General features: G+C 70.1%; 16 protein-coding genes and 1 tRNA gene. 9 read left to right on the forward strand and 8 right to left on the reverse strand.

All coding sequences use genetic code 11. The features are described 5' to 3' along the window. From ACVNF4_RS18340 to ACVNF4_RS18355, 4 genes are all read left to right on the forward strand, one after another. Positions 1-410, forward strand: a 410-nt coding sequence (locus ACVNF4_RS18340) for a (2Fe-2S)-binding protein (protein ID WP_461803907.1), incomplete at its 5' end; no start/stop codon positions are given. A gap of 139 nt (positions 411-549) precedes the next feature. Continuing rightward, positions 550-1446, forward strand: coding sequence for a dihydrodipicolinate synthase family protein (locus tag ACVNF4_RS18345; protein WP_461803908.1), 897 nt, complete (start codon positions 550-552; stop codon positions 1444-1446). Positions 1447-1538: 92 nt separating this feature from the next. Further along, positions 1539-2540, forward strand: coding sequence for a proline racemase family protein (locus ACVNF4_RS18350; RefSeq protein ID WP_461803909.1), 1002 nt, complete (start codon positions 1539-1541; stop codon positions 2538-2540). Between the two features lie 195 nt (positions 2541-2735). Continuing rightward, on the forward strand, positions 2736-3434 hold the full coding sequence (locus ACVNF4_RS18355) for a GntR family transcriptional regulator (protein WP_461803910.1): 699 nt from the start codon (positions 2736-2738) through the stop codon (positions 3432-3434). 79 nt (positions 3435-3513) lie between these two features. On the opposite strand, the gene ACVNF4_RS18360 is transcribed toward ACVNF4_RS18355, so the two are convergent. Further along, the gene (locus tag ACVNF4_RS18360) at positions 3514-3834 is read right to left on the reverse strand and encodes a hypothetical protein (RefSeq protein ID WP_461803911.1); all 321 of its coding nucleotides are present in this window, start codon (positions 3832-3834) and stop codon (positions 3514-3516) included. A 123-nt stretch (positions 3835-3957) separates the two neighbouring features. Here ACVNF4_RS18360 and ACVNF4_RS18365 point away from each other — a divergent pair, with 123 nt between their 5' ends. After that, the gene (locus ACVNF4_RS18365; RefSeq protein ID WP_461803921.1) at positions 3958-5244 is read left to right on the forward strand and encodes a flavin-containing monooxygenase; all 1287 of its coding nucleotides are present in this window, start codon (positions 3958-3960) and stop codon (positions 5242-5244) included. 253 nt (positions 5245-5497) lie between these two features. Here the strand turns inward: ACVNF4_RS18365 and ACVNF4_RS18370 are convergent, their stop codons facing one another. The 6 genes from ACVNF4_RS18370 to ACVNF4_RS18395 all read right to left on the reverse strand — a co-directional run bounded on the left by ACVNF4_RS18370 (position 5498) and on the right by ACVNF4_RS18395 (position 10489). Further along, entirely contained in the window at positions 5498-6655 is a 1158-nt protein-coding gene (locus ACVNF4_RS18370; RefSeq protein WP_461803912.1) for a tryptophan dimethylallyltransferase family protein, read from the reverse strand. A gap of 916 nt (positions 6656-7571) precedes the next feature. After that, positions 7572-8165: a GTP-binding protein gene (locus tag ACVNF4_RS18375; RefSeq protein ID WP_461803913.1), complete on the reverse strand. Its 594-nt coding sequence runs from the start codon at positions 8163-8165 to the stop codon at positions 7572-7574. After that, positions 8140-8517: a DUF742 domain-containing protein gene (locus tag ACVNF4_RS18380; RefSeq protein WP_461803914.1), complete on the reverse strand. Its 378-nt coding sequence runs from the start codon at positions 8515-8517 to the stop codon at positions 8140-8142. The genes ACVNF4_RS18375 and ACVNF4_RS18380 overlap by 26 nt, the downstream gene beginning before the upstream one ends. Continuing rightward, positions 8514-8915, reverse strand: a complete 402-nt coding sequence (locus tag ACVNF4_RS18385; protein ID WP_461803915.1) for a roadblock/LC7 domain-containing protein — start codon at positions 8913-8915, stop codon at positions 8514-8516. The genes ACVNF4_RS18380 and ACVNF4_RS18385 overlap by 4 nt, the downstream gene beginning before the upstream one ends. Then, positions 8912-10102 (reverse strand): ATP-binding protein, encoded by a 1191-nt coding sequence (locus tag ACVNF4_RS18390; protein WP_461803916.1) that lies wholly within the window; start codon positions 10100-10102, stop codon positions 8912-8914. The genes ACVNF4_RS18385 and ACVNF4_RS18390 overlap by 4 nt, the downstream gene beginning before the upstream one ends. Positions 10103-10401: 299 nt before the next feature. Continuing rightward, positions 10402-10489 (reverse strand) — tRNA-Leu (locus tag ACVNF4_RS18395). A gap of 357 nt (positions 10490-10846) precedes the next feature. Between ACVNF4_RS18395 and ACVNF4_RS18400 the strand changes: the two genes are divergently transcribed. The 4 genes from ACVNF4_RS18400 to ACVNF4_RS18415 are packed head-to-tail and all read left to right on the forward strand — an operon-like array spanning position 10847 to position 17279. Then, positions 10847-12529, forward strand: coding sequence for a thiamine pyrophosphate-binding protein (locus ACVNF4_RS18400; RefSeq protein ID WP_461803917.1), 1683 nt, complete (start codon positions 10847-10849; stop codon positions 12527-12529). An 11-nt stretch (positions 12530-12540) separates the two neighbouring features. After that, positions 12541-13773 carry a formyl-CoA transferase gene (frc, locus tag ACVNF4_RS18405; RefSeq protein ID WP_461803918.1) on the forward strand — a complete coding sequence of 411 codons (1233 nt, stop codon included), beginning with the start codon at positions 12541-12543 and terminating at the stop codon, positions 13771-13773. A gap of 4 nt (positions 13774-13777) precedes the next feature. Next, positions 13778-15922, forward strand: a complete 2145-nt coding sequence (locus ACVNF4_RS18410) for an acetate--CoA ligase family protein (RefSeq protein WP_461803922.1) — start codon at positions 13778-13780, stop codon at positions 15920-15922. Between the two features lies 1 nt (position 15923). Continuing rightward, a complete protein-coding gene (locus ACVNF4_RS18415) occupies positions 15924-17279 on the forward strand; it encodes an OFA family MFS transporter (protein WP_461803919.1) in 1356 nt (451 codons plus the stop codon). A 65-nt stretch (positions 17280-17344) separates the two neighbouring features. Here ACVNF4_RS18415 and ACVNF4_RS18420 read toward each other — a convergent pair. After that, positions 17345-18399, reverse strand: a 1055-nt coding sequence (locus tag ACVNF4_RS18420) for a sugar phosphate isomerase/epimerase family protein (RefSeq protein ID WP_461803920.1), incomplete at its 5' end; no start/stop codon positions are given.

An 18399-nucleotide genomic window follows, 5' to 3' on the forward strand; every position in this document is an offset into this window, starting at 1 on the left:
CCGCCGCCCGCCTGCACGGCACCCGCCCCGACCCCGCCGCCTGGGCGCCGGCCGCACGGACCCGGACCCGCCTGCGAACGTTCTTCGCCGCCCTCGACAGCGCCTACACCCCGCCTGCCCGCTGGGCGGACCAGGTCACGGACGACACGGTGGTGTGCCGCTGCGAGGAGATCACCGCAGGGGCCGTCCGCGAGGCCGTGGGAGGTCTCGGCGCGGGTGATCTGCGCACCGTGAAACTGCTGACCAGGGCAGGCATGGGCTGGTGCCAGGGCCGGATGTGCGAGCCGGGGGTCGCGGGGGTGGCGGGCTGCGCACTCGTCCCGGGACGACGGCTGCCGGCCCGGCCTGTGCCGCTCGGGGTGCTGGCGGAGGCGGGGGGCGACGGTGACGGGCCGGGGTGTGATGTGTGATGCGTGATATGCCACGCATCACACATCACACCCCGGCCACCGCATCACCGCACCACAACCCCCGCACCCGCACCCGCACCCGCACCCGCACCCGCCCGGTGGTACATCACACATCACATCCAACCTGAAGGGCCCCTCCATGTCTGCTTCCGAACCCCGTCCCTGGCGCGGCGTTCTCGTCGCCACCGCGCTTCCGCTGAACGACGACCTCTCCGTGAACCACGACAAGTACGCCGAGCACTGTGCCTGGCTGGTCGCGAACGGCTGTGACGGTGTCGTGCCGAACGGCTCGTTGGGCGAGTACCAGGTGCTGACGCCCGAGGAGCGGGTGAGGGTCGTCGAGACGGCTGTCGCGGCGATCGGCGGGGAGCGGGTGATGCCCGGAGTGGCGGCGTACGGAGCGGCGGAGTCGCGGCGGTGGGCCGAGCGGGCGGGTGAGGCGGGGTGCAAGGCGGTGATGCTGCTGCCGCCGAACGCGTACCGGGCCGACGAGCGAGCGGTGGTCGGTCACTATGCCGAGGTCGCGGCGGCGGGACTGCCGGTCGTGGCGTACAACAACCCCATCGACACCAAGGTCGACCTGGTGCCGGAGTTGCTCACGCGGTTGCACGGGGAGGGGTACATCCAGGGGGTGAAGGAGTTCTCCGGTGATGTCCGGCGGGCGTACCGGATCGCGGAACTCGCCCCGGATCTGGACCTGTTGATCGGGGCGGACGACGTACTGCTGGAGCTTGCCGTGGCGGGGGCGAAGGGGTGGGTCGCGGGGTATCCGAACGCATTGCCGCGCGCCTCGGTCGAGTTGTACCGGGCGGCGGTGGCCGGTGATCTGACCACGGCGCTGCCGTTGTACCGGCAGTTGCATCCATTGCTGCGGTGGGATTCGCGCGTGGAGTTCGTGCAGGCGATCAAGTTGTCCATGGATGTCGTGGGCCGGCACGGCGGGCGGTGCCGGCCGCCTCGGGTGCCGTTGCTGCCGGAGCAGGAGGCGGCAGTTCGGGCCGCGACCGAGAAGGCGGTGGCCTCGGGGCTCGCGTGAACGTGGGCAGGAACGCGGGCGTCGGCCCGAGCGCGACGCGAACTAGCCCGGCTCGACGGTGACTTGGTCAACCCAGGGAAAGGGAACCGGAGATGCGCAGCAAGCTCGTCCTGCACGCCGTCGATTCACACACCGAGGGGATGCCGACCCGGGTGATCACCGGTGGAATCGGCACCATTCCCGGCGCCACGATGAACGAGCGGCGGCTGTACTTCCGTGAACACCGGGACGACATCAAGCAGTTGCTGATGAACGAGCCGCGCGGCCACTCGGCGATGAGCGGGGCGATCCTCCAGCCGCCGACACGGCCGGACTGCGACTGGGGGGTCGTCTACATCGAGGTGTCGGGGTATCTGCCGATGTGCGGGCACGGCACGATCGGGGTGGCGACCGTGCTGGTGGAGACCGGGATGGTGGAGGTGGTGGAGCCGGTCACGACGATCCGGCTGGACACTCCTGCGGGGGTGGTCGTCGCCGAGGTCGCGGTGGAGGGGGGTGCGGCGAGGGCGGTGACGCTGCGGAACGTGCCGTCCTACGCGGTCGCCCTGGACCGCAAGGTCACGCTCGCGGACGGGCGGACGGTGACATATGACATGGCGTACGGCGGAAACTTCTACGCGATTCTCTCGCTGGACGAGTTCGGGCTGCCGTTCGACCGTGCCCGAAAGGATGACATTCTGCGGGCCGGTCTGTCCCTGATGGAGGCGATCAACTCCGAGGAGGAGCCGGTCCATCCGGAGGATTCCTCGATCCGCGGCTGCCATCACGTCCACCTCTGGGCGCCTGGTTCGACGGCCCGCCACTCCCGTCACGCGATGGCGATCCACCCCGGCTGGTTCGACCGTTCCCCTTGCGGCACCGGGACGAGCGCGCGCATGGCGCAGCTGCACGCCCGCGGTGAACTCCCTCTGCACACCGAGTTCGTGAACGAGTCCTTCATCGGCACCCGCTTCACCGGACGGCTCCTCGGCACCACCGAGGTCGCCGGCTTCCCTGCGGTCCTGCCCAGCTTCACCGGCCGGGCCTGGGTCACTGCAACAGCCCAGTACCTACTGGACCCGGCGGACCCGTTCCCGGCAGGGTTCGTTCTGTGAGGGGGAAACGCCGCGCACCCGAGGGGGGAATGACGGGTCGTCAGCATGCTGCGCCGACGACCTGTCGTGTCTCTCCTCCGCCGGGGCGCCGTCGAGCGGCGGCCTTGGTGAACTGGGGCGCCTTGCCCGGCTGTTGGCCTCTCGCGGCAGGGCACTTCTGCCCGACTTCGGCTCGGCGACCCTACGGAGACTTCCATGACCATCCAGTACGGCAGCATGGTTTCCACCCCCGACCCCACCATCCCTGTGCTCGGACGGCCGAGCAGTTACCGGGAGAAGGTCGTCAGCGCGCTGCGGGCGGCGGTGATCGCGGGAGAGCTGCGGCCGGGGGAGGTGTACTCGACGCCGGGGGTGGCGGCGCGGTTCGGGGTGTCGGTGACCCCCGTGCGGGAGGCGATGCTGGTGCTGGCGAAGGAGGGGCTCGTCGACGCGGTGCCGAACAAGGGATTCCGGGTGACCGAGGTCTCCGACGAGCAGCTCGACGAGTACACGCAGATCCGGGCACTGATCGAGATCCCCACGGTGGTGGGGCTGGTGAGGACGGCCGACACGACGTCGCTCGAAGCGCTGCGGCCCGCCGCGCGGGAGATCATCACGGCGTCGGTGGCCGGCGACCTCATCGCGCACGTCGAGGCGGACACCCGTTTCCACCTGGGCCTGCTCGCCCTCGCCGGCAACGCGCACCTGGTGGAGGTGGTCCGTGACCTGCGCGGGCGCTCACGCCTGTACGGCCTCAACGCCCTCGCCGCCTCCGGCGGCATCCTCGCCTCCGCCGCCGAACACCTCGACCTCCTCGACGCCCTCCTGGCCCGCGACGAAGAGTCCGTCCACACGATCATGACCCGTCACCTGAGCCACGTCCGAGGCATCTGGGCGACCGCGCAGGCGGATTGAACCACGTCCCCTGGGAGCGTGATGCATGACATACCACCACCCTCGCCTCGATCCGCCGACGTGACCCGAGCCGGGCACGTCACCCCGGCTCCGCCTCGCGCTCGGCTTTCTCCAGCCGGTCGAGGTACCACCGGGCCGACGTGACCGGCACGCCGGCCTCGTCGAGGCGCGGGGCGGGATCGGCGTCGTCCACCCGGCAGTCGGAGCGGACCGTTCCTCGATGGCCGCCACCGATGATCAGCCACTCCCGCCGGACACAGCCCGAGCGCCGGATCACCGTCGCCCCGATGGAGTGCTCCGAGGCGAACACGACGACGACGCAGCACCGGCCCGACTCCAACGGCTCCGCATGCACCGAACAGGGATGCCGACAGCCCAACTCGCCCAACTCCCCCAGCACAAGACCGCCTCCTGTGATCCTTGTCGCCGATGTGCCGCGAGTGAGCCAAGTGCCCTATGGGCAGTCAATCCCCGCTGGGCGAAAGGATGGTGTCGTTCCTGTAGAGGAAGTGGGTTGAGCAGCGTGCGAGTTTGCCTGATCGGTGCCGGACTGTCGGGACTTGCGACGGCTCGGGTGCTCAAGGAGAAGGGCATCGAGTTCGTCTGTCTGGAGAAGGCGCCGGATGTCGGTGGCCTGTGGCGGCAGCCGGGCGCCGGTGAGCGCGGCCCCGGCTACCTGTCGTTGCATCTCAACGCCGCCAAGCAGCTGACCGGTTACGCCGACTTCCCGATGCCCGACTCGTACCCGCTGTACCCCCGGCACAGTCAAGTCGCCGCGTATCTCAGGTCGTTCGCCGAGTGGGCCGGTCTGGTGGACCACATCGAGCTGAACACGGCGGTCGAGTCGGTTCGCCAGGAGGACGACGGCGGGTGGACCGTCGTCAGCCGGGGCGCGGACGGCACGAGTGTCTCGCGTCGCTTCGGCGAGGTGATCGTCGCCTCGGGGCACTACACGCAGCCCGTGATGCCGGCCCTGCCCAAGGGAGCCGACACCTTCGACGGAACGATCCTGCACGCCATCGACTACCGCGACGGCAGCGACTTCGCCGGCCACCGTGTCGTGGTCGTCGGTCTCGGCGCCTCTGCCGTGGACATCGCCGCCGACCTCTCCCGGCACGCCGAGCACACCGTGCTCTCGGTGCGCCGGGGAATGCACGTACTGCCCAAGCAACTCTTCGGCATGACCCTGGACGAGATCGCCGACGCGCCGTGGTGGACGGCGATGTCGCTGAAGGAGCAACGGAGCCTGATCGACCAGGCGTTGCTCGTCGTGCGGGGGAAACTCGCCGACTTCGGGCTGCCCGAGCCCGATCACCCTCTCTTCTCCTCGGCGGTCACCATCTCCGACGAGATCCTCAGCCGCATCCGGCACGGCGCGGTGACCCCGAAGCCCGCGATCGACCGTCTCGACGGCGGCCGGGTGGTGTTCACCGACGGGACGTCCGTGACCACCGACACCATCGTCTACTGCACCGGCTACGGGATGGATTTCCCCTTCCTGCCCGCCGGTTGTCCGATCGGACCGCAGGGCGCGGTGGAGTTGTACAAGCGGGTCGTCGCGGCTGACCGTCCAGGACTGTACTTCACCGGTCTGGTCCGCCCGCTCGGCTCGATCACCCGGCTCGTCGAGGCCCAGGCCCGCTGGATCGCCCGTGTCCTCACCGGCGAGGCGAGCCTCCCCTCCCCCGAGGTCATGCGCAAGGAGATCGCGGACTACCTCGACGGGATCGCCCGCCAGTACGGGCGGGCGGAAGGCTCCTCGACACAGGTCAGCGTGGCGGGCTACCTGGAGGAACTCCGCCACGAGTGAGGCCACACCGGGCTGCCGGTGGTATGTCATGCATCACACACCACACCTCACACAGCACACCCCCCACATCCCGCACAGCACACACGACACATCACACATCACCCCCCGCACCCCGCACCCCGCACCCCGCACCCCGAGGGGAGTCCCCCACCCCCCTCGGCGCGGCATGTCACGCACATGACACTCTGCATGACACATCACACGTCATACATCACACATCACGCGGCACCCACACCCCGCGCTCCCGGCCCCACTACGCCCCCACCCCCGCCCGCCCCACCCGCACGGACGCAGGAAGACGGCGCTTCGGCGCGCGCACCTCGTACGCCTCGGCGGAGAGGTAGGTGGTGATCCGGGCGGGCCGCCCCTCCTGGTGGACGAGGGCCAGATAGGCGATGAGCCCGGCCCCGTCCTCGGGACGGCGGGAGGTGAGGGCGTCCATCGCGCGGCGCAGCGCCACGGGATCCATGCCATGACGGCGCAGCGCCCGCGCCGCACGGGCGAACGCCTCCCCGTCATGACGGACGTAGTCACGGACGGGGACGTGGAGGGTGAACCCGCTGGGCAGCCCCGTGCGGTTCTCGGTGAAGGCGTGGCAGGTCAGGCCGGGCCGGCCGACCAGTGGCGCGTGCAGGCCGGCGCCGTCCGGACGGCCGTCGAAGCCCCCCGCAAGCGTGAGGAACTGCTCGATCTCCCCGGCGGGCGGGCCGGGCCGGGTCCGGGACAGGGTGCCGGCGCGGGCTGCGGTGAGGTCGTCGTGGCGGAGGTAGATCTTCGCCCGGGGCGTGTCCCAGTCACCGAGGTCGAGGGCGAAGAAGGGGTACCCGTCGGCGTCGGGCAGCGCGGCGAACGCGTCGTGGTGGCCGAGGCGGCGCAGCGCCTCGCGGACGGTCGCGGCGGCGCGCTCCGGGCCCGAGGCGGAGGGGTTGAGGTAGACCTTCACGGCCGGTACCCCGCCGGCGCGCAGTTCCAGGGCGATCCACAGGGCGAGCGGCCCGTGCGGGTCGTCGGGGAGGAACAGGTCGGTGAGCGTGTCGAGTTGGGCGGTGGAGAAGTTCCAGGCGCGGGCCAGTTCGTGGACGACAGCGAGCCCGGCACGGCCGTTGCCCGCCAAGTCCGGCGCCAGGCACCCGGGTTCGACGAGGACGCGGAGGGCGGGGAGCCTGTCCGGCAGGTGGGCGAGGGAGAACTCGACGGGGGTGTGGTCGTCGGAGAGGAAGGTGCGGGTGGGCGGCGGCAGGTCCAACGGCCGCTCGGCGACGGGCCCGAGGGCCCCGAGGAGGACGGCGGCGTAGTTCTCGGCGTCGGCGGAGGCGAGCCCGGCGACGTCACACAACCGCAGCAACTGCCCCACGGTCAAGGCCCCGAGGGTCGGCGCCCCGGCACCGGAACGCGGCACGACGGCACTCATCGCCCCACCCCCGAAGCCACCGCGCCCGAAGCCACCGCGCCCGAGAACGCCTCTCCCGAAGACGCCGCCCCCGATCGCACCACCCCAGAGCACGCCCCCCTCAGGCGCACCCCTCGAAATCCCCCACCCACCCCACGGCGGGCATGAAGATACCCGCCCTGCGAGGCGGGTATCTCCTGGTCACTGCTGTGGAGTTGAGTCGTGAAGGTGGGGGCGCCGTACCGCCCCCTGGTTATGCACGGGCCGGTACGGGCCTGTTCTGCACGGCGCCGCAGCGCAGTGGCATCACGGAACTTCAGGTCCATGACACCTCCTTCGTCTCGTGGACAACACGGATATCGCGTTGCTCACTACCCCCGGTGACGAAGCTTCATGCGGTTATCGCAAACCATGTGCATGTTGTGTGAATCACCCCGCATGTCGGTTGCTCAATCAGCTCTTCTCAGCCATCCCCGGAGCAACCGCCTCGGCGTGAACCGCACGACCGGCTCGGCGAACACCCGACGAAAGAAGCCGGCCGCCAGGTCAAGTTCCCCTCGGGGACGACGATGTGCCGTACCGGCAGCGACGAAGCCGACGAGCGGAGAGATGCCGATCAGGGCAAGGCTGCCGGCGAGCAGGGGGGCGACCGGGCTGTCCGGGGCAACCTGATTCGTCGAAGTCCCACCGGCGGCGCGCGCCGTTGCGGAACGAGCCGGTGTCCTGAAGGAGTTGAAAGTCGGCGACGAGGTCAGCCTCGACACCGGCCGCGAACTCCGCCCCTCGGTCCGCCTCTTCGGGTGAGAGAGCCCAGCGGAAGGCCCCTCGACCGCGCAAGCTCCTCGGACGAGAAAGCCCCCGGCCGACCAAGCCGACAAATGACTGACGGCGAGTCACCCGACCGACTCGCCGTCAAAGAACCTCAGTTGACACCGCGTCAGTGAGCGCGCGCCATCAGGAACTCGACCAGCTTGATGAGCGCCTCGGCCGAGGACTTCTCGTCGCGCGCGTCGCAGGTCACGACGGGGGTGTCCGCCAGCAGGTCGAGCGCCTCGCGCAGGGCCGCCTCGTCGCGCGCGGGGGCGCCGTCGAAGTGGTTGACGGCGATGGCGTAGTCGAGGCCGAACTGCTCGATGAGGTCGATGACTTCGAAGGAGTCGGCGAGCCGTTCGGGGTCGACGAGGACGAGAGCGCCGAGCGCGCCGCGTGCCATGTCCTCCCACATCTGGACGAAGCGCTGCTGTCCGGGGGTGCCGAACAGGTAGAGCACGACGCGGTCGCTGATGGTGAGGCGGCCGAAGTCCATGGCGACCGTGGTGGTGGTCTTGCCCTGGACGCCCTTGAGGTCGTCGATCGACTCGGCGGCCCGGGTCATCGTCTCCTCGGTGGTCAGCGGTTCGATCTCGGAGATCGCCCCGATGAACGTGGTCTTGCCCACCGCGAAGTGGCCCACGACGAGGATCTTGACGGCCGTCTGCTGCTCGCCGCCGCGGACGTACGCCTGCTCATCCAAACTTGGCGCGGAGACCATTCAGCACCTCCTCCAGGATTTCCCGGTCGGCGAGGGGAGCCCGCTGGACGGGCGGTCGGGTGACGAGGTGGCCGGCCTCGACGAGGGCGGCGAGGAGGATCTTCACGACACCCAGGGGCAGTTGGGTGTGCCCGGCGATCTCGGCGACGGACAGGTATCCGGCGTCGCAGAGGTCGAGGAGGCTCTGCTCCTCGGGGGTGAGCCTCATCGGCCTGCGCCGGTCGCCGGGGGCGGCCGTGACCAGGGTGATGAGCGAGAGCTGCCCCTCGTCGGGCAGTCCGCGGCCCCGGGTGATGACGTACGGTCGCACTAACTCCGGCGTCTGGGGCTCAAGTTCGCCGTATCCGTTCATGCCTGGGCGCCGATGTTCTCGCGCGGCGGCGTGGTGAGCGCCTTGCCGAGCTGGCCGACGAGCTGCTGCATGCGGAACGTGATGTCTTGCATGTCGACGTCCGGGGTGGCCGAGACGCCGAGGTAGGCGCCCTCGCCCGCGGAGATGAGGAAGACCCAGCCGCCGTCGAACTCGACGAGGGTCTGGCGCCATTGCTGGGAGCGGTCCTCGCAGAAGAAGGCGAGGGAGCGGCTGAGCGACTGGACCCCGCTCATCGCGGCGGCCACCCGGTCGGCGTTGTCCTTGTCGAACTCCTTGGTGCGGGCCATCAGCAGCCCGTCGGCGGAGATCAGGACGGCGTGCAGGGCCCCGGGTATCTCCAGAGCGCTGTCAAGCATCCATGACAGATCGGCGTTCACGAGACATCATGCCCTTCGCTGCTCGCACCTCTTGTGCTGCTCGTCTGGTCCGCGCCGTCGCCCCGGCCGGTGCGGCCGGACTGCGTGCCCCGCTGGAAGGCGCCCATGATCGCGGCGGTCTCGGCGCCGGAGCGGGACCGGCCCGGGGCGCCGGTCTCCGTGGAGCCGCTGCCCGGAACGATCGCCATCGGCCGCTTGCGGCGCCGCTTGGGCAGGCCGTCGGAGGTCGTGGCGGCGGGCAGGGGGGTCGCCTCGGGTCCGGCGTACTCCGGTGCGCCGACCGTGGTGACGACCGGCGCGGGCTCCTTCTGCTGGGGAGCGCCGGTGAGGAGGTCGTGCGGCAGGAGCAGGACGGCGCGGACGCCGCCGTACGGGGAGGAGGAGTCGACGGACACCTCGAAGCCGAACCGCTCGCTGAGCACGCCGATGACCGCGAATCCGAATTGCGGGGGATTTCCGAGCGCGGAGACACCGGTGACGCGTTCGCTGGAGAGGAGTTTCTCCGCCTTGACGCGTTCCTCGTCGTTCATACCGACACCGGCGTCGTCGACGACGATGCAGATTCCCTTGGGGACGGTACGGATATTGATCTCGACGACGGTGTCCGGACTGGAATAGCTGGTGGCGTTGTCGAGGACTTCGGCGAGGGCGAGGGCGACGGGCTCGACGGCGCGGCTGGTGATGCCGAAGTCGACCTGCGAGAGGATCTCGATCCGGCGGTAGTGCCGGACGCGGCCCTGGGCGCTGCGGACGACGTCGTAGACGGAGGCGACGTCGCGCTGGCGGCCGAGCCAGCCGTCGCACAGGACGGCGATGGACTGGGCTCGGCGGCCGAACTGGGAGTTGGTGTGGTCGATCTCCAGGAGGTCCTGGAGCATGACCGAGTCGCCGTACTTGCTCTGCAGCCGGGAGACGATGAGCTGCTGTTCCAGAGCGAGGCCCTGAAGGGTGCGCATGGCGGATTTCAGTACGGTTTTCGTCGCTTCTTCCGCCCTTTCCTGGGCGGCTTCCACGGATTCTGTGTACTGGTTCTCCAGTTCGGAGTAATGCGTTTTGAGGCCGGCGACCTCCTGCCTCAGCCCCCGGGCCGCCTGGCGCAGGCGGCCGATGACGGCGATCGCGAGGGCCAGTAGAGCCAGCAAGGCAAGGAGAGCCCAAAAAGCCGGGCTTTGTATGTAATGCGTCATAAGACTCTCTTCAGGCGACTGACGGCCAGTAGCTGAATTCCCGTCAATGCGGGTGGACCGGCGGACCGCCCGCACCGGGGGCATCGGCGTGCACCCATCCGCCCGCTCTGCAAGCGCCGTGATCGTATCACCGCGAGAACCGGTCAACGACCCGCCAATCCCTTGTCCCGAACGGACATTGACGGTCAGTCAGCCAACCGTGAAGGGCGATGCCCTGTCGACAAGACGCCGAAGCCACCGCACCCCCGCGGGACGCGCCGGGAAAGCAGAAGGACCCCTGATCAACAGGGGTCCTTCGCTGGTGTCCGAGGGGGGACTTGAACCCCCACGCCCGATAAAGGGCACTAGCACCTCAAGCTAGCGCGTCTGCCATTCCGCCACCCGGACAAGGTGTCTGCCGTTCGCGGTGTTCCCCGCGGCGACATGGACAACAATACCAAGGTTTCGGAGTGGGTTTCACCCGCATATCCGCAGGCCGGGGCAGGGGGCCGGGCACCGGCGAGATCGTGGCGCTCCGTGAGCGGGCGGTGACTCGGGTACGGGCGGGCAGGGGCGGCGACCCCCATGCCGGCGGACGCCGGGCGGCCGGAATGGGGATGTCCGAAAGTGCCGCACGCCCCCTGGACAGCGTCCCCGGGATGAGGGATAACAAGGTCCATACAGTAATTCGTCGACTGTATGCAATGTGCCGCATACGGCGCTCCTCCCTCCTGCGACCACCCCTACGAAGGGACAGGTTTCGCCATGCCCGAGGACACACAGGACACGGTCTCCGGCGGTCATCTCGTCGCGAAGGCGCTCAAGGCAGAAGGGGTCGACCGCATCTACACGCTGTGCGGCGGCCACATCATCGACATCTACGACGGCTGCGTCGACGAGGGCATAGAAGTCGTCGACGTCCGCCACGAACAGGTCGCCGCGCACGCCGCCGACGGCTACGCGCGGATCACCGGCAAACCGGGCTGCGCGGTCGTCACCGCCGGACCCGGTACGACGGACGCGGTGACCGGCGTCGCGAACGCGTTCCGCGCGGAGTCGCCGATGCTGCTGATCGGCGGCCAAGGAGCACTCACCCAGCACAAGATGGGCTCCCTCCAGGATCTGCCGCACGTCGACATGATGGCGCCGATCACGAAGTTCGCGGCGACGGTGCCGGACACGGCGCGCGCCGCCGACATGGTGTCGATGGCGTTCCGCGAGTGCTACCACGGCGCCCCGGGACCGGCGTTCCTGGAGATCCCGCGCGACGTCCTCGACGCGAAGGTGCCCGTCGACCGGGCGCGGGTCCCGAAGGCGGGCGCCTACCGTGCCTCGACCCGCTCGGCCGGCGACCCCGAGGCGATCGAGAAGCTCGCCGACCTGCTGGTGCACGCCGTGAAACCGGCGATCCTGCTGGGCGGCCAGGTCTGGACGACCCGCGGCACCGAGGCTGCGACCGAGCTGGTGCGCACCCTGAACATCCCGGCGTACATGAACGGCGCGGGCCGCGGCACCCTCCCGCCCGGCGACCCCCATCACTTCCAGCTCTCCCGGCGCCACGCCTTCTCCGGCGCCGACGTGATCGTGATCGTCGGGACGCCGTTCGACTTCCGCATGGGCTACGGCAAGCGGCTCTCCCCGGACGCGACGGTCGTCCAGATCGACCTCGACTACCGCACCGTCGGCAAGAACCGGGACATCGACCTCGGCATCGTCGGCGACGCGGGCCTCGTCCTGAAGGCGGTGACGCAGGCCGCGTCCGGGCGGCTGAACGGGGGCGCGGGGCAGCGCAAGGAGTGGCTCGACGAGCTGCGCGCCGTCGAACAGGCCGCGATCGAGAAGCGGTTGCCGCAGCTTCGGTCGGACGCCTCGCCGATCCACCCCTACCGGCTGGTCAGTGAGATCAACGACTTCCTCACCGAGGACTCGGTCTACATCGGCGACGGCGGCGACATCGTCACGTTCTCCGGGCAGGTCGTCCAGCCCAAGTCGCCCGGCCACTGGATGGACCCGGGCCCCCTCGGCACCCTCGGCGTCGGCATCCCCTTCGTGCTCGCCGCGAAGCAGGCCCGCCCCGACAAGGAGGTCGTCGCGCTCTTCGGGGACGGCGCGTTCTCCCTGACCGGCTGGGACTTCGAGACTCTCGTCCGTTACGACCTCCCGTTCGTCGGCATTGTCGGCAACAACTCCTCGATGAACCAGATCCGTTACGGCCAGGCCCGCAAGTACGGCACGGCACGCGAGCGGGTCGGCAACACCCTCGGCGACGTCCCCTACGACAAGTTCGCCCAGATCCTCGGCGGCCACGGCGAGGAGGTCCGCGACCCCGCCGACATCGGCCCGGCGCTCCAGCGGGCCCGCGAGTCGGGCAAGCCCTCGCTGGTCAACGTCTGGGTCGACCCGGACGCGTACGCCCCCGGAACCATGAACCAGACGATGTACAAGTGAGGTCGACGCCCATGACAGCCAAGGCCCTCGACGGCATCCGTGTCCTCGACATGACCCACGTCCAGTCCGGCCCCTCCGCGACCCAGCTGCTGGCCTGGCTCGGCGCCGACGTCGTGAAGCTGGAGGCGCCGTCCGGGGACATCACGCGCGGCCAGCTGCGTGACATCCCGGACGTCGACTCGCTGTACTTCACGATGCTGAACTGCAACAAGCGCAGCATCACCCTCAACACCAAGACCGAGCGCGGCAAGGAGCTGCTGACCGAGCTGATCCGGCGCTCCGACGTCCTCGTCGAGAACTTCGGGCCGGGTGCGGTGGACCGGATGGGGTTCACCTGGGAGCGGGTGCAGGAGATCAATCCACGGATCGTCTATGCCTCCATCAAGGGGTTCGGGGACGGCCCGTACACGAACTTCAAGGCGTACGAGGTCGTCGCTCAGGCGATGGGCGGGTCGATGTCGACCACGGGGTTCGAGGACGGGCCGCCGCTGGCGACGGGGGCCCAGATCGGGGACTCGGGGACGGGGGTCCACGCCGTGGCGGGGATTCTCGCCGCTCTGCTCCAGCGCGAGAGGACCGGGCGTGGTCAGCGGGTCGGCGTGGCCATGCAGCACGCCGTACTCAACCTGTGCCGGGTGAAGCTGAGGGACCAGCAGCGCCTGGCACGAGGGCCGCTCTCTGAATATCCGAACGGCGACTTCGGCGCGGAAGTTCCCCGTTCCGGAAATGCTTCCGGCGGGGGTCAGCCGGGGTGGGCGGTGCGGTGCGCGCCGGGCGGTCCGAACGACTACGTGTACGTGATCGTGCAGCCCGTCGGCTGGCGGCCGATCGCCGAGCTGATCGGCCGTCCGGAGCTGGCCGACGACCCCGAGTGGGCGAGTCCCGAGGCCCGGCTGCCGAAGCTGAACAAGATGTTCCAGCTGATCGAGGAGTGGTCGGCGACCCTCCCGAAGTGGGAGGTCCTGGACCGGCTCAACGCGCGGGGCGTGCCGTGCGGTCCGATCCTGTCGACGCGGGAGATCGTCGAGGACGAATCGCTGATCGCGAACGAGATGATCGTGCGCGTCCCACACCCGCAACGCGGCGAGTTCGTGACCGTCGGCAGCCCCCTGAAACTGTCCGACTCCCCCGTCGAAGTGACCAGTTCGCCGCTGCTCGGCGAGCACAACGAGGAGATCTACGCCGGTGAACTGGGCCTGCCCGCCGGTGAACTGCGGCTGCTGAAGTCGGACGGGGTGATCTGAGGTGCTGGACGAGAACCGGGTGGCACGGGTGCGGGCGGTGCTGGACGCCGTGCGTGCCGAGGGACGGGCGGCGCTGACGGCGCCGGAGGGCAAGGAGGTCGCCGACGCGTACGGGATCGCCGTACCGGGCGAGGCGCTGGCGCGGGACGTCGAGGAGGCGGTGGCGCACGCGGCTCGGTTCGGCGGGCCGGTGGTGATGAAGATCGTGTCGCCGGACATCCTGCACAAGACGGAGGCCGGCGGGGTCGTCGTCGGGGTCGAGGGGGCGGCGGCCGTCCGCGCGGCGTTCCACGAGATCGTCGGCAACGCGCGTGTGTACGACGCGCAGGCGCGGGTGGCGGGTGTGCAGATCCAGGAGCTGCTGCCTCGGGGTCAGGAGGTGATCGTCGGGGCGGGGACGGATCCGACGTTCGGGAAGGTGGTGGCGTTCGGGCTCGGCGGGGTGCTCGTCGAGGTGCTGCGGGACGTCACGTTCCGGCTGGCGCCGGTGAGCGCGGACGAGGCGCTGTCGATGCTGGACTCGATCCGTGCGGCGCCGGTGCTGGCCGGGGTGCGGGGGCGGGCCGGGGTGGACCGGTGGGCGCTCGCGGAGCAGATCCGGCGGGTGTCGCTGCTGGTCGCGGAGTTCCCGGAGATCGCCGAGGTGGATCTCAACCCGGTGATCGCGACGCCGGAGGGCGCGCACGCGGCGGACGTCCGGATCCTCCTGTCCGACGCCCCCGCGCGCGTGCGTCGTCGCTACTCGCGGGAGGAGATCCTCGCGTCCGTGGGGCGGCTGATGCGGCCCCGGTCGGTCGCAGTGATCGGGGCGTCGAACGAGTCCGGCAAGATCGGCAACTCGGTGATGCGCAACCTGGTCGACGGCGGGTTCGCCGGGGACATCCATCCCGTCAACCCGAAGGCGGACGACATCCTGGGCCGCAAGGCGTACCGGAGCGTCACGGACGTGCCGGGCGACGTCGACGTCGCCGTGTTCGCGATCCCCGCGCGGTTCGTCGCCGCCGCCCTGGAGGAGACCGGCCGCAAGGGGATACCGAACGCGGTGCTGATCCCCTCGGGGTTCGCGGAGACCGGGGAGCACGCCCTCCAGGCGGAGATCGTGGAGATCGCCGAGCGGTACGGCGTGCGGCTGCTGGGGCCGAACATCTACGGCTACTACTCGACCTGGCAGGACCTGTGCGCGACGTTCTGCACGCCCTACGACGTGAAGGGCGGCGTCGCGCTGACCTCGCAGTCCGGCGGTATCGGGATGGCGATCCTCGGGTTCGCGCGCAGCACGCGCACGGGTGTGTCGGCGATCGTCGGTCTCGGCAACAAGTCGGACCTCGACGAGGACGACCTGCTGACGTGGTTCGCGCAGGACCCGCACACCGAGTGCGTCGCGATGCACCTGGAGGACCTGAAGGACGGCCGTGCGTTCGTCGAGGCCGCGCGGGCGACCGTCCCGAAGAAGCCGGTGATCGTCCTGAAGGCCGGGCGGACGGCGGCGGGGGCGCGGGCCGCCGGGTCGCACACGGGCGCTCTGGCGGGCGACGACGCCGTCTACGACGACATCCTGCGGCAGGCGGGGGTGATCCGGGCGCCGGGGCTGCACGACATGCTGGAGTACGCGCGCGCGTTGCCGGTGCTGCCGACGCCGGGCGGCGACAACGTCGTCATCATCACCGGCGCGGGCGGCTCCGGGGTGCTCCTCTCCGACGCCGTGACGGACAACGGGCTGTCCCTGATGGAGATCCCGCCCGATCTGGACGAGGCGTTCCGGCGGTTCATCCCGCCGTTCGGGGCGGCGGGCAATCCGGTGGACATCACCGGGGGCGAGCCGCCGGCGACGTACGAGGCGACGATCCGGCTGGGTCTGGAGGATCCGCGCGTGCACGCGCTGGTGCTCGGTTACTGGCACACGATCGTCACTCCCCCGATGGTCTTCGCGGAGCTCACCGCGCGCGTGGTGGCCGAGTTCCGCGCGCGGGGCGTCGACAAGCCGGTGGTGGCGTCGCTCGCCGGGGACGTCGAGGTGGAGGAGGCGTGCCGGTACCTGTTCGAGCGGGGGGTCGTGGCGTACCCGTACACGACCGAGCGGCCGGTGGCCGTGCTGGGCGCCAAGTACCGGTGGGCGCGGGCGGCGGGGCTGCTCGGGGGTGGTGCGTGAGATGAGGACCACCGAGTACGACCCCGCCGCCGTCCCGTACCGGGAGGTGACCGACGCGCGCGGGCGCGTGTACCGGGTGGGCGAGACCGACCGGGACATCCTCGGTCACTCCCGCAAGCTGATGATCTGGCTGCCGTGGCTCGCGATGATGGCGATCAGCGTCTTCGAGTACGCCTACGGCTCCGCGGAGGACACCCTGTCCCACGCGCACGGCTGGACGCAGTCGAACACCTTCTGGATCCTCAGCGTCTGGGTGTTCTTCCAGGCGGGCGTCGCCTTCCCGGCCGGCTGGTTACGTGAGAAAGGGCTCCTCACGGCCCGTCAGGCCATGTACGCGGGCTCAGGACTGTGCCTGGTGGGATTCCTGGCCCTCTCGCATCTGGACGACGTCCTGATGGCGGTCCTGGGCTTCGGGGTGGTCGGCGGGATCGGCGCCGGGCTCGTCTACGCGACGTGCATCAACATGGTCGGCAAGTGGTTCCCCGAGCGGCGCGGCGCGCGCACCGGGTTCGTCAACGGCGGCTTCGCGTACGGGTCGCTGCCGTTCATCTTCGTCTTCAACTACGGCTTCGACACCGCGAACTACCACCAGGTCCTCGACCTCATCGGCTGCTACATCATGGTCGTCGTGTTCGGGTGCGCGTTCTTCTTCAAGGACCCGCCGAAGAACTGGTGGCCCCCGGATGTCGAACCGCCGCTCCGCGCGGGCGACGAGGGCGGTGCGGCGGGGCTCGTGAGGAACCCGCCCGCCGTGCGGCAGTTCACGCCGAAGGAGGCGGTCCGCACCGGCATGCTGCCCCTGATGTGGCTGTCGATCGTGATGACCGCCGGGGTGTCCATCTTCGGGATCTCCTTCCAGGTGGACTACGCGAAGGAGGTCGGGTTCGGTCCTCTGGTGGCGGCCTCCTCCATGGGGGTCATGGCCGTCGTCAACGGGGTCGGGCGCGGGGTCGTGGGCTGGCTGTCCGACCGGTGGGGCCGCAGGTCGACGCTGGTGTTCGTCATCGTCGTGCTCGGGCTCGCGCAGTTCGGCGTCATCGGCGCCGGGCACGTCCGCAGCGAGGCGCTGTTCCTGGTGTTCGCGTTCCTCTCCGGGTTCGGCGGGGGCGCCTTCTACCCGCTGTTCGCCGCTCTGACCCCGGACTACTTCGGGGAGAACTACAACGCCACCAACTACGGGCTCGTGTACAGCGGGAAGCTGGTCAGCGGGCTCTTCGGGGGCGGCCTCGGGTCCCTCGTCGTCGCCTCCTGGGGATACGACGGCGCGTACGCGCTCGCCGGGGGCGTGTCGATGGTCGCGGCGGTGATCGCGCTGATGCTGCGGCAGCCGGGGAGGGCTGCGGGCGAAGCCGTGTGACCGGCGCGTACGCGCGCGTGGAGGATCGCTCACGCGATCGGCCACGCGCGCGTACGCGTGTGCTCTCAGCGCCGGCAGCCTCTCAGGGCCGCGAGGTTGTCGTACCCGATACGGGAGTACGTGAGGGACTGGGCGGGGTCGGTGGTGCTGGGGGCGTTGTCCTGTTCGACCATGGGGTTGCGGTGGTCGCGGTCGCCGATGCGGGAGAAGAACGCCGTGTAGTCGATGTCGCCGGTGCCGAAGGGAACCATGTCGTAGCCCATGCCGTTGGTGGTGTTGACGGTGCCGTCCTTGGCGTGGAACAGCGGGTAGCGGCGGCTGTTGCGGACGACGACGGCCGCGGGGTCGAAGACCTTCTCCCGGGTGGAGCCGTCGGGGGCGGTGTAGGTGTGGAACTTGTACTGGGCGACGTGCGCCCAGAAGACGTCCAGTTCCAGCCAGACGGACCGCGGGTCGGTCGTCTTCAGGAAGTACTCCAGTTTGCGGATGCCGGAGCTGCGCGTGGGCTTGCCCTGGGCGTCGAGCGGGCCGGAGTCGAGGAGGAAGCCGTAGGCGGCGTCGTGGTTGTGGGTGTAGAGCTTGAGCCCCGCGCGGCGGGCGATCTCGCCGAGGGCGTTCCACTTGTCGGCGGCGGCGTCCCAGTCGGCCTTGTAGGAGCTGTTCGTCGGGTCGGCGCCGGTGCCCATGTGCGGCATGCCGAGGATGTTCGCGATCTCCAGGTGCTTCTTGAAGGTGTCCAGTTCGGCGGGGACGAGCGGCCAGGACGGCGGGATGTAGCCGTGGTTGCCGCGGGCGCGCAGCCCGTACTCGTCGAGCCAGGACCGCAGCAGGCGCGCGCCCTGCACGGACTCCAGGTTCGCCCCGCCGGGGGCGTTGGCGTGCTGCCCGTACCCGGCGAACTCGACCTGCCGGTAGCCGAACCGGGAGAGCTGCCGGAAGACCTCGCGGAATCCGGAGGGCAGGTCGGAGGCGAGCGGGTCGCGGCCGGTGGCGTCGCGGACGGTGTACAGGATGATGCCGCGCCGGTGGGCGGGGACGAGGGCGTCGCCGCCGTGGCCGTGGCTGTGGCCTCTGCCGAGGTTCTGGGCGGCGGCCGGCGGGGCGCCGAGGACGGGGGCGG

This window comes from Streptomyces sp. S6 (genome assembly GCF_054880855.1).

Coding starts and splice junctions, on each gene's coding strand:
- ACVNF4_RS18345 (WP_461803908.1), top strand. CDS start 550: ATGTCTGCTTCCGAACCCCGTCCCTGGCGCGGCGTTCTCGTCGCCACC.
- ACVNF4_RS18350 (WP_461803909.1), top strand. CDS start 1,539: ATGCGCAGCAAGCTCGTCCTGCACGCCGTCGATTCACACACCGAGGGG.
- ACVNF4_RS18355 (WP_461803910.1), top strand. CDS start 2,736: ATGACCATCCAGTACGGCAGCATGGTTTCCACCCCCGACCCCACCATC.
- ACVNF4_RS18370 (WP_461803912.1), bottom strand. CDS start 6,655: ATGAGTGCCGTCGTGCCGCGTTCCGGTGCCGGGGCGCCGACCCTCGGG.
- ACVNF4_RS18375 (WP_461803913.1), bottom strand. CDS start 8,165: ATGGTCTCCGCGCCAAGTTTGGATGAGCAGGCGTACGTCCGCGGCGGC.
- ACVNF4_RS18380 (WP_461803914.1), bottom strand. CDS start 8,517: ATGAACGGATACGGCGAACTTGAGCCCCAGACGCCGGAGTTAGTGCGA.
- ACVNF4_RS18390 (WP_461803916.1), bottom strand. CDS start 10,102: ATGACGCATTACATACAAAGCCCGGCTTTTTGGGCTCTCCTTGCCTTG.
- ACVNF4_RS18400 (WP_461803917.1), top strand. CDS start 10,847: ATGCCCGAGGACACACAGGACACGGTCTCCGGCGGTCATCTCGTCGCG.
- frc (WP_461803918.1), top strand. CDS start 12,541: ATGACAGCCAAGGCCCTCGACGGCATCCGTGTCCTCGACATGACCCAC.
- ACVNF4_RS18415 (WP_461803919.1), top strand. CDS start 15,924: ATGAGGACCACCGAGTACGACCCCGCCGCCGTCCCGTACCGGGAGGTG.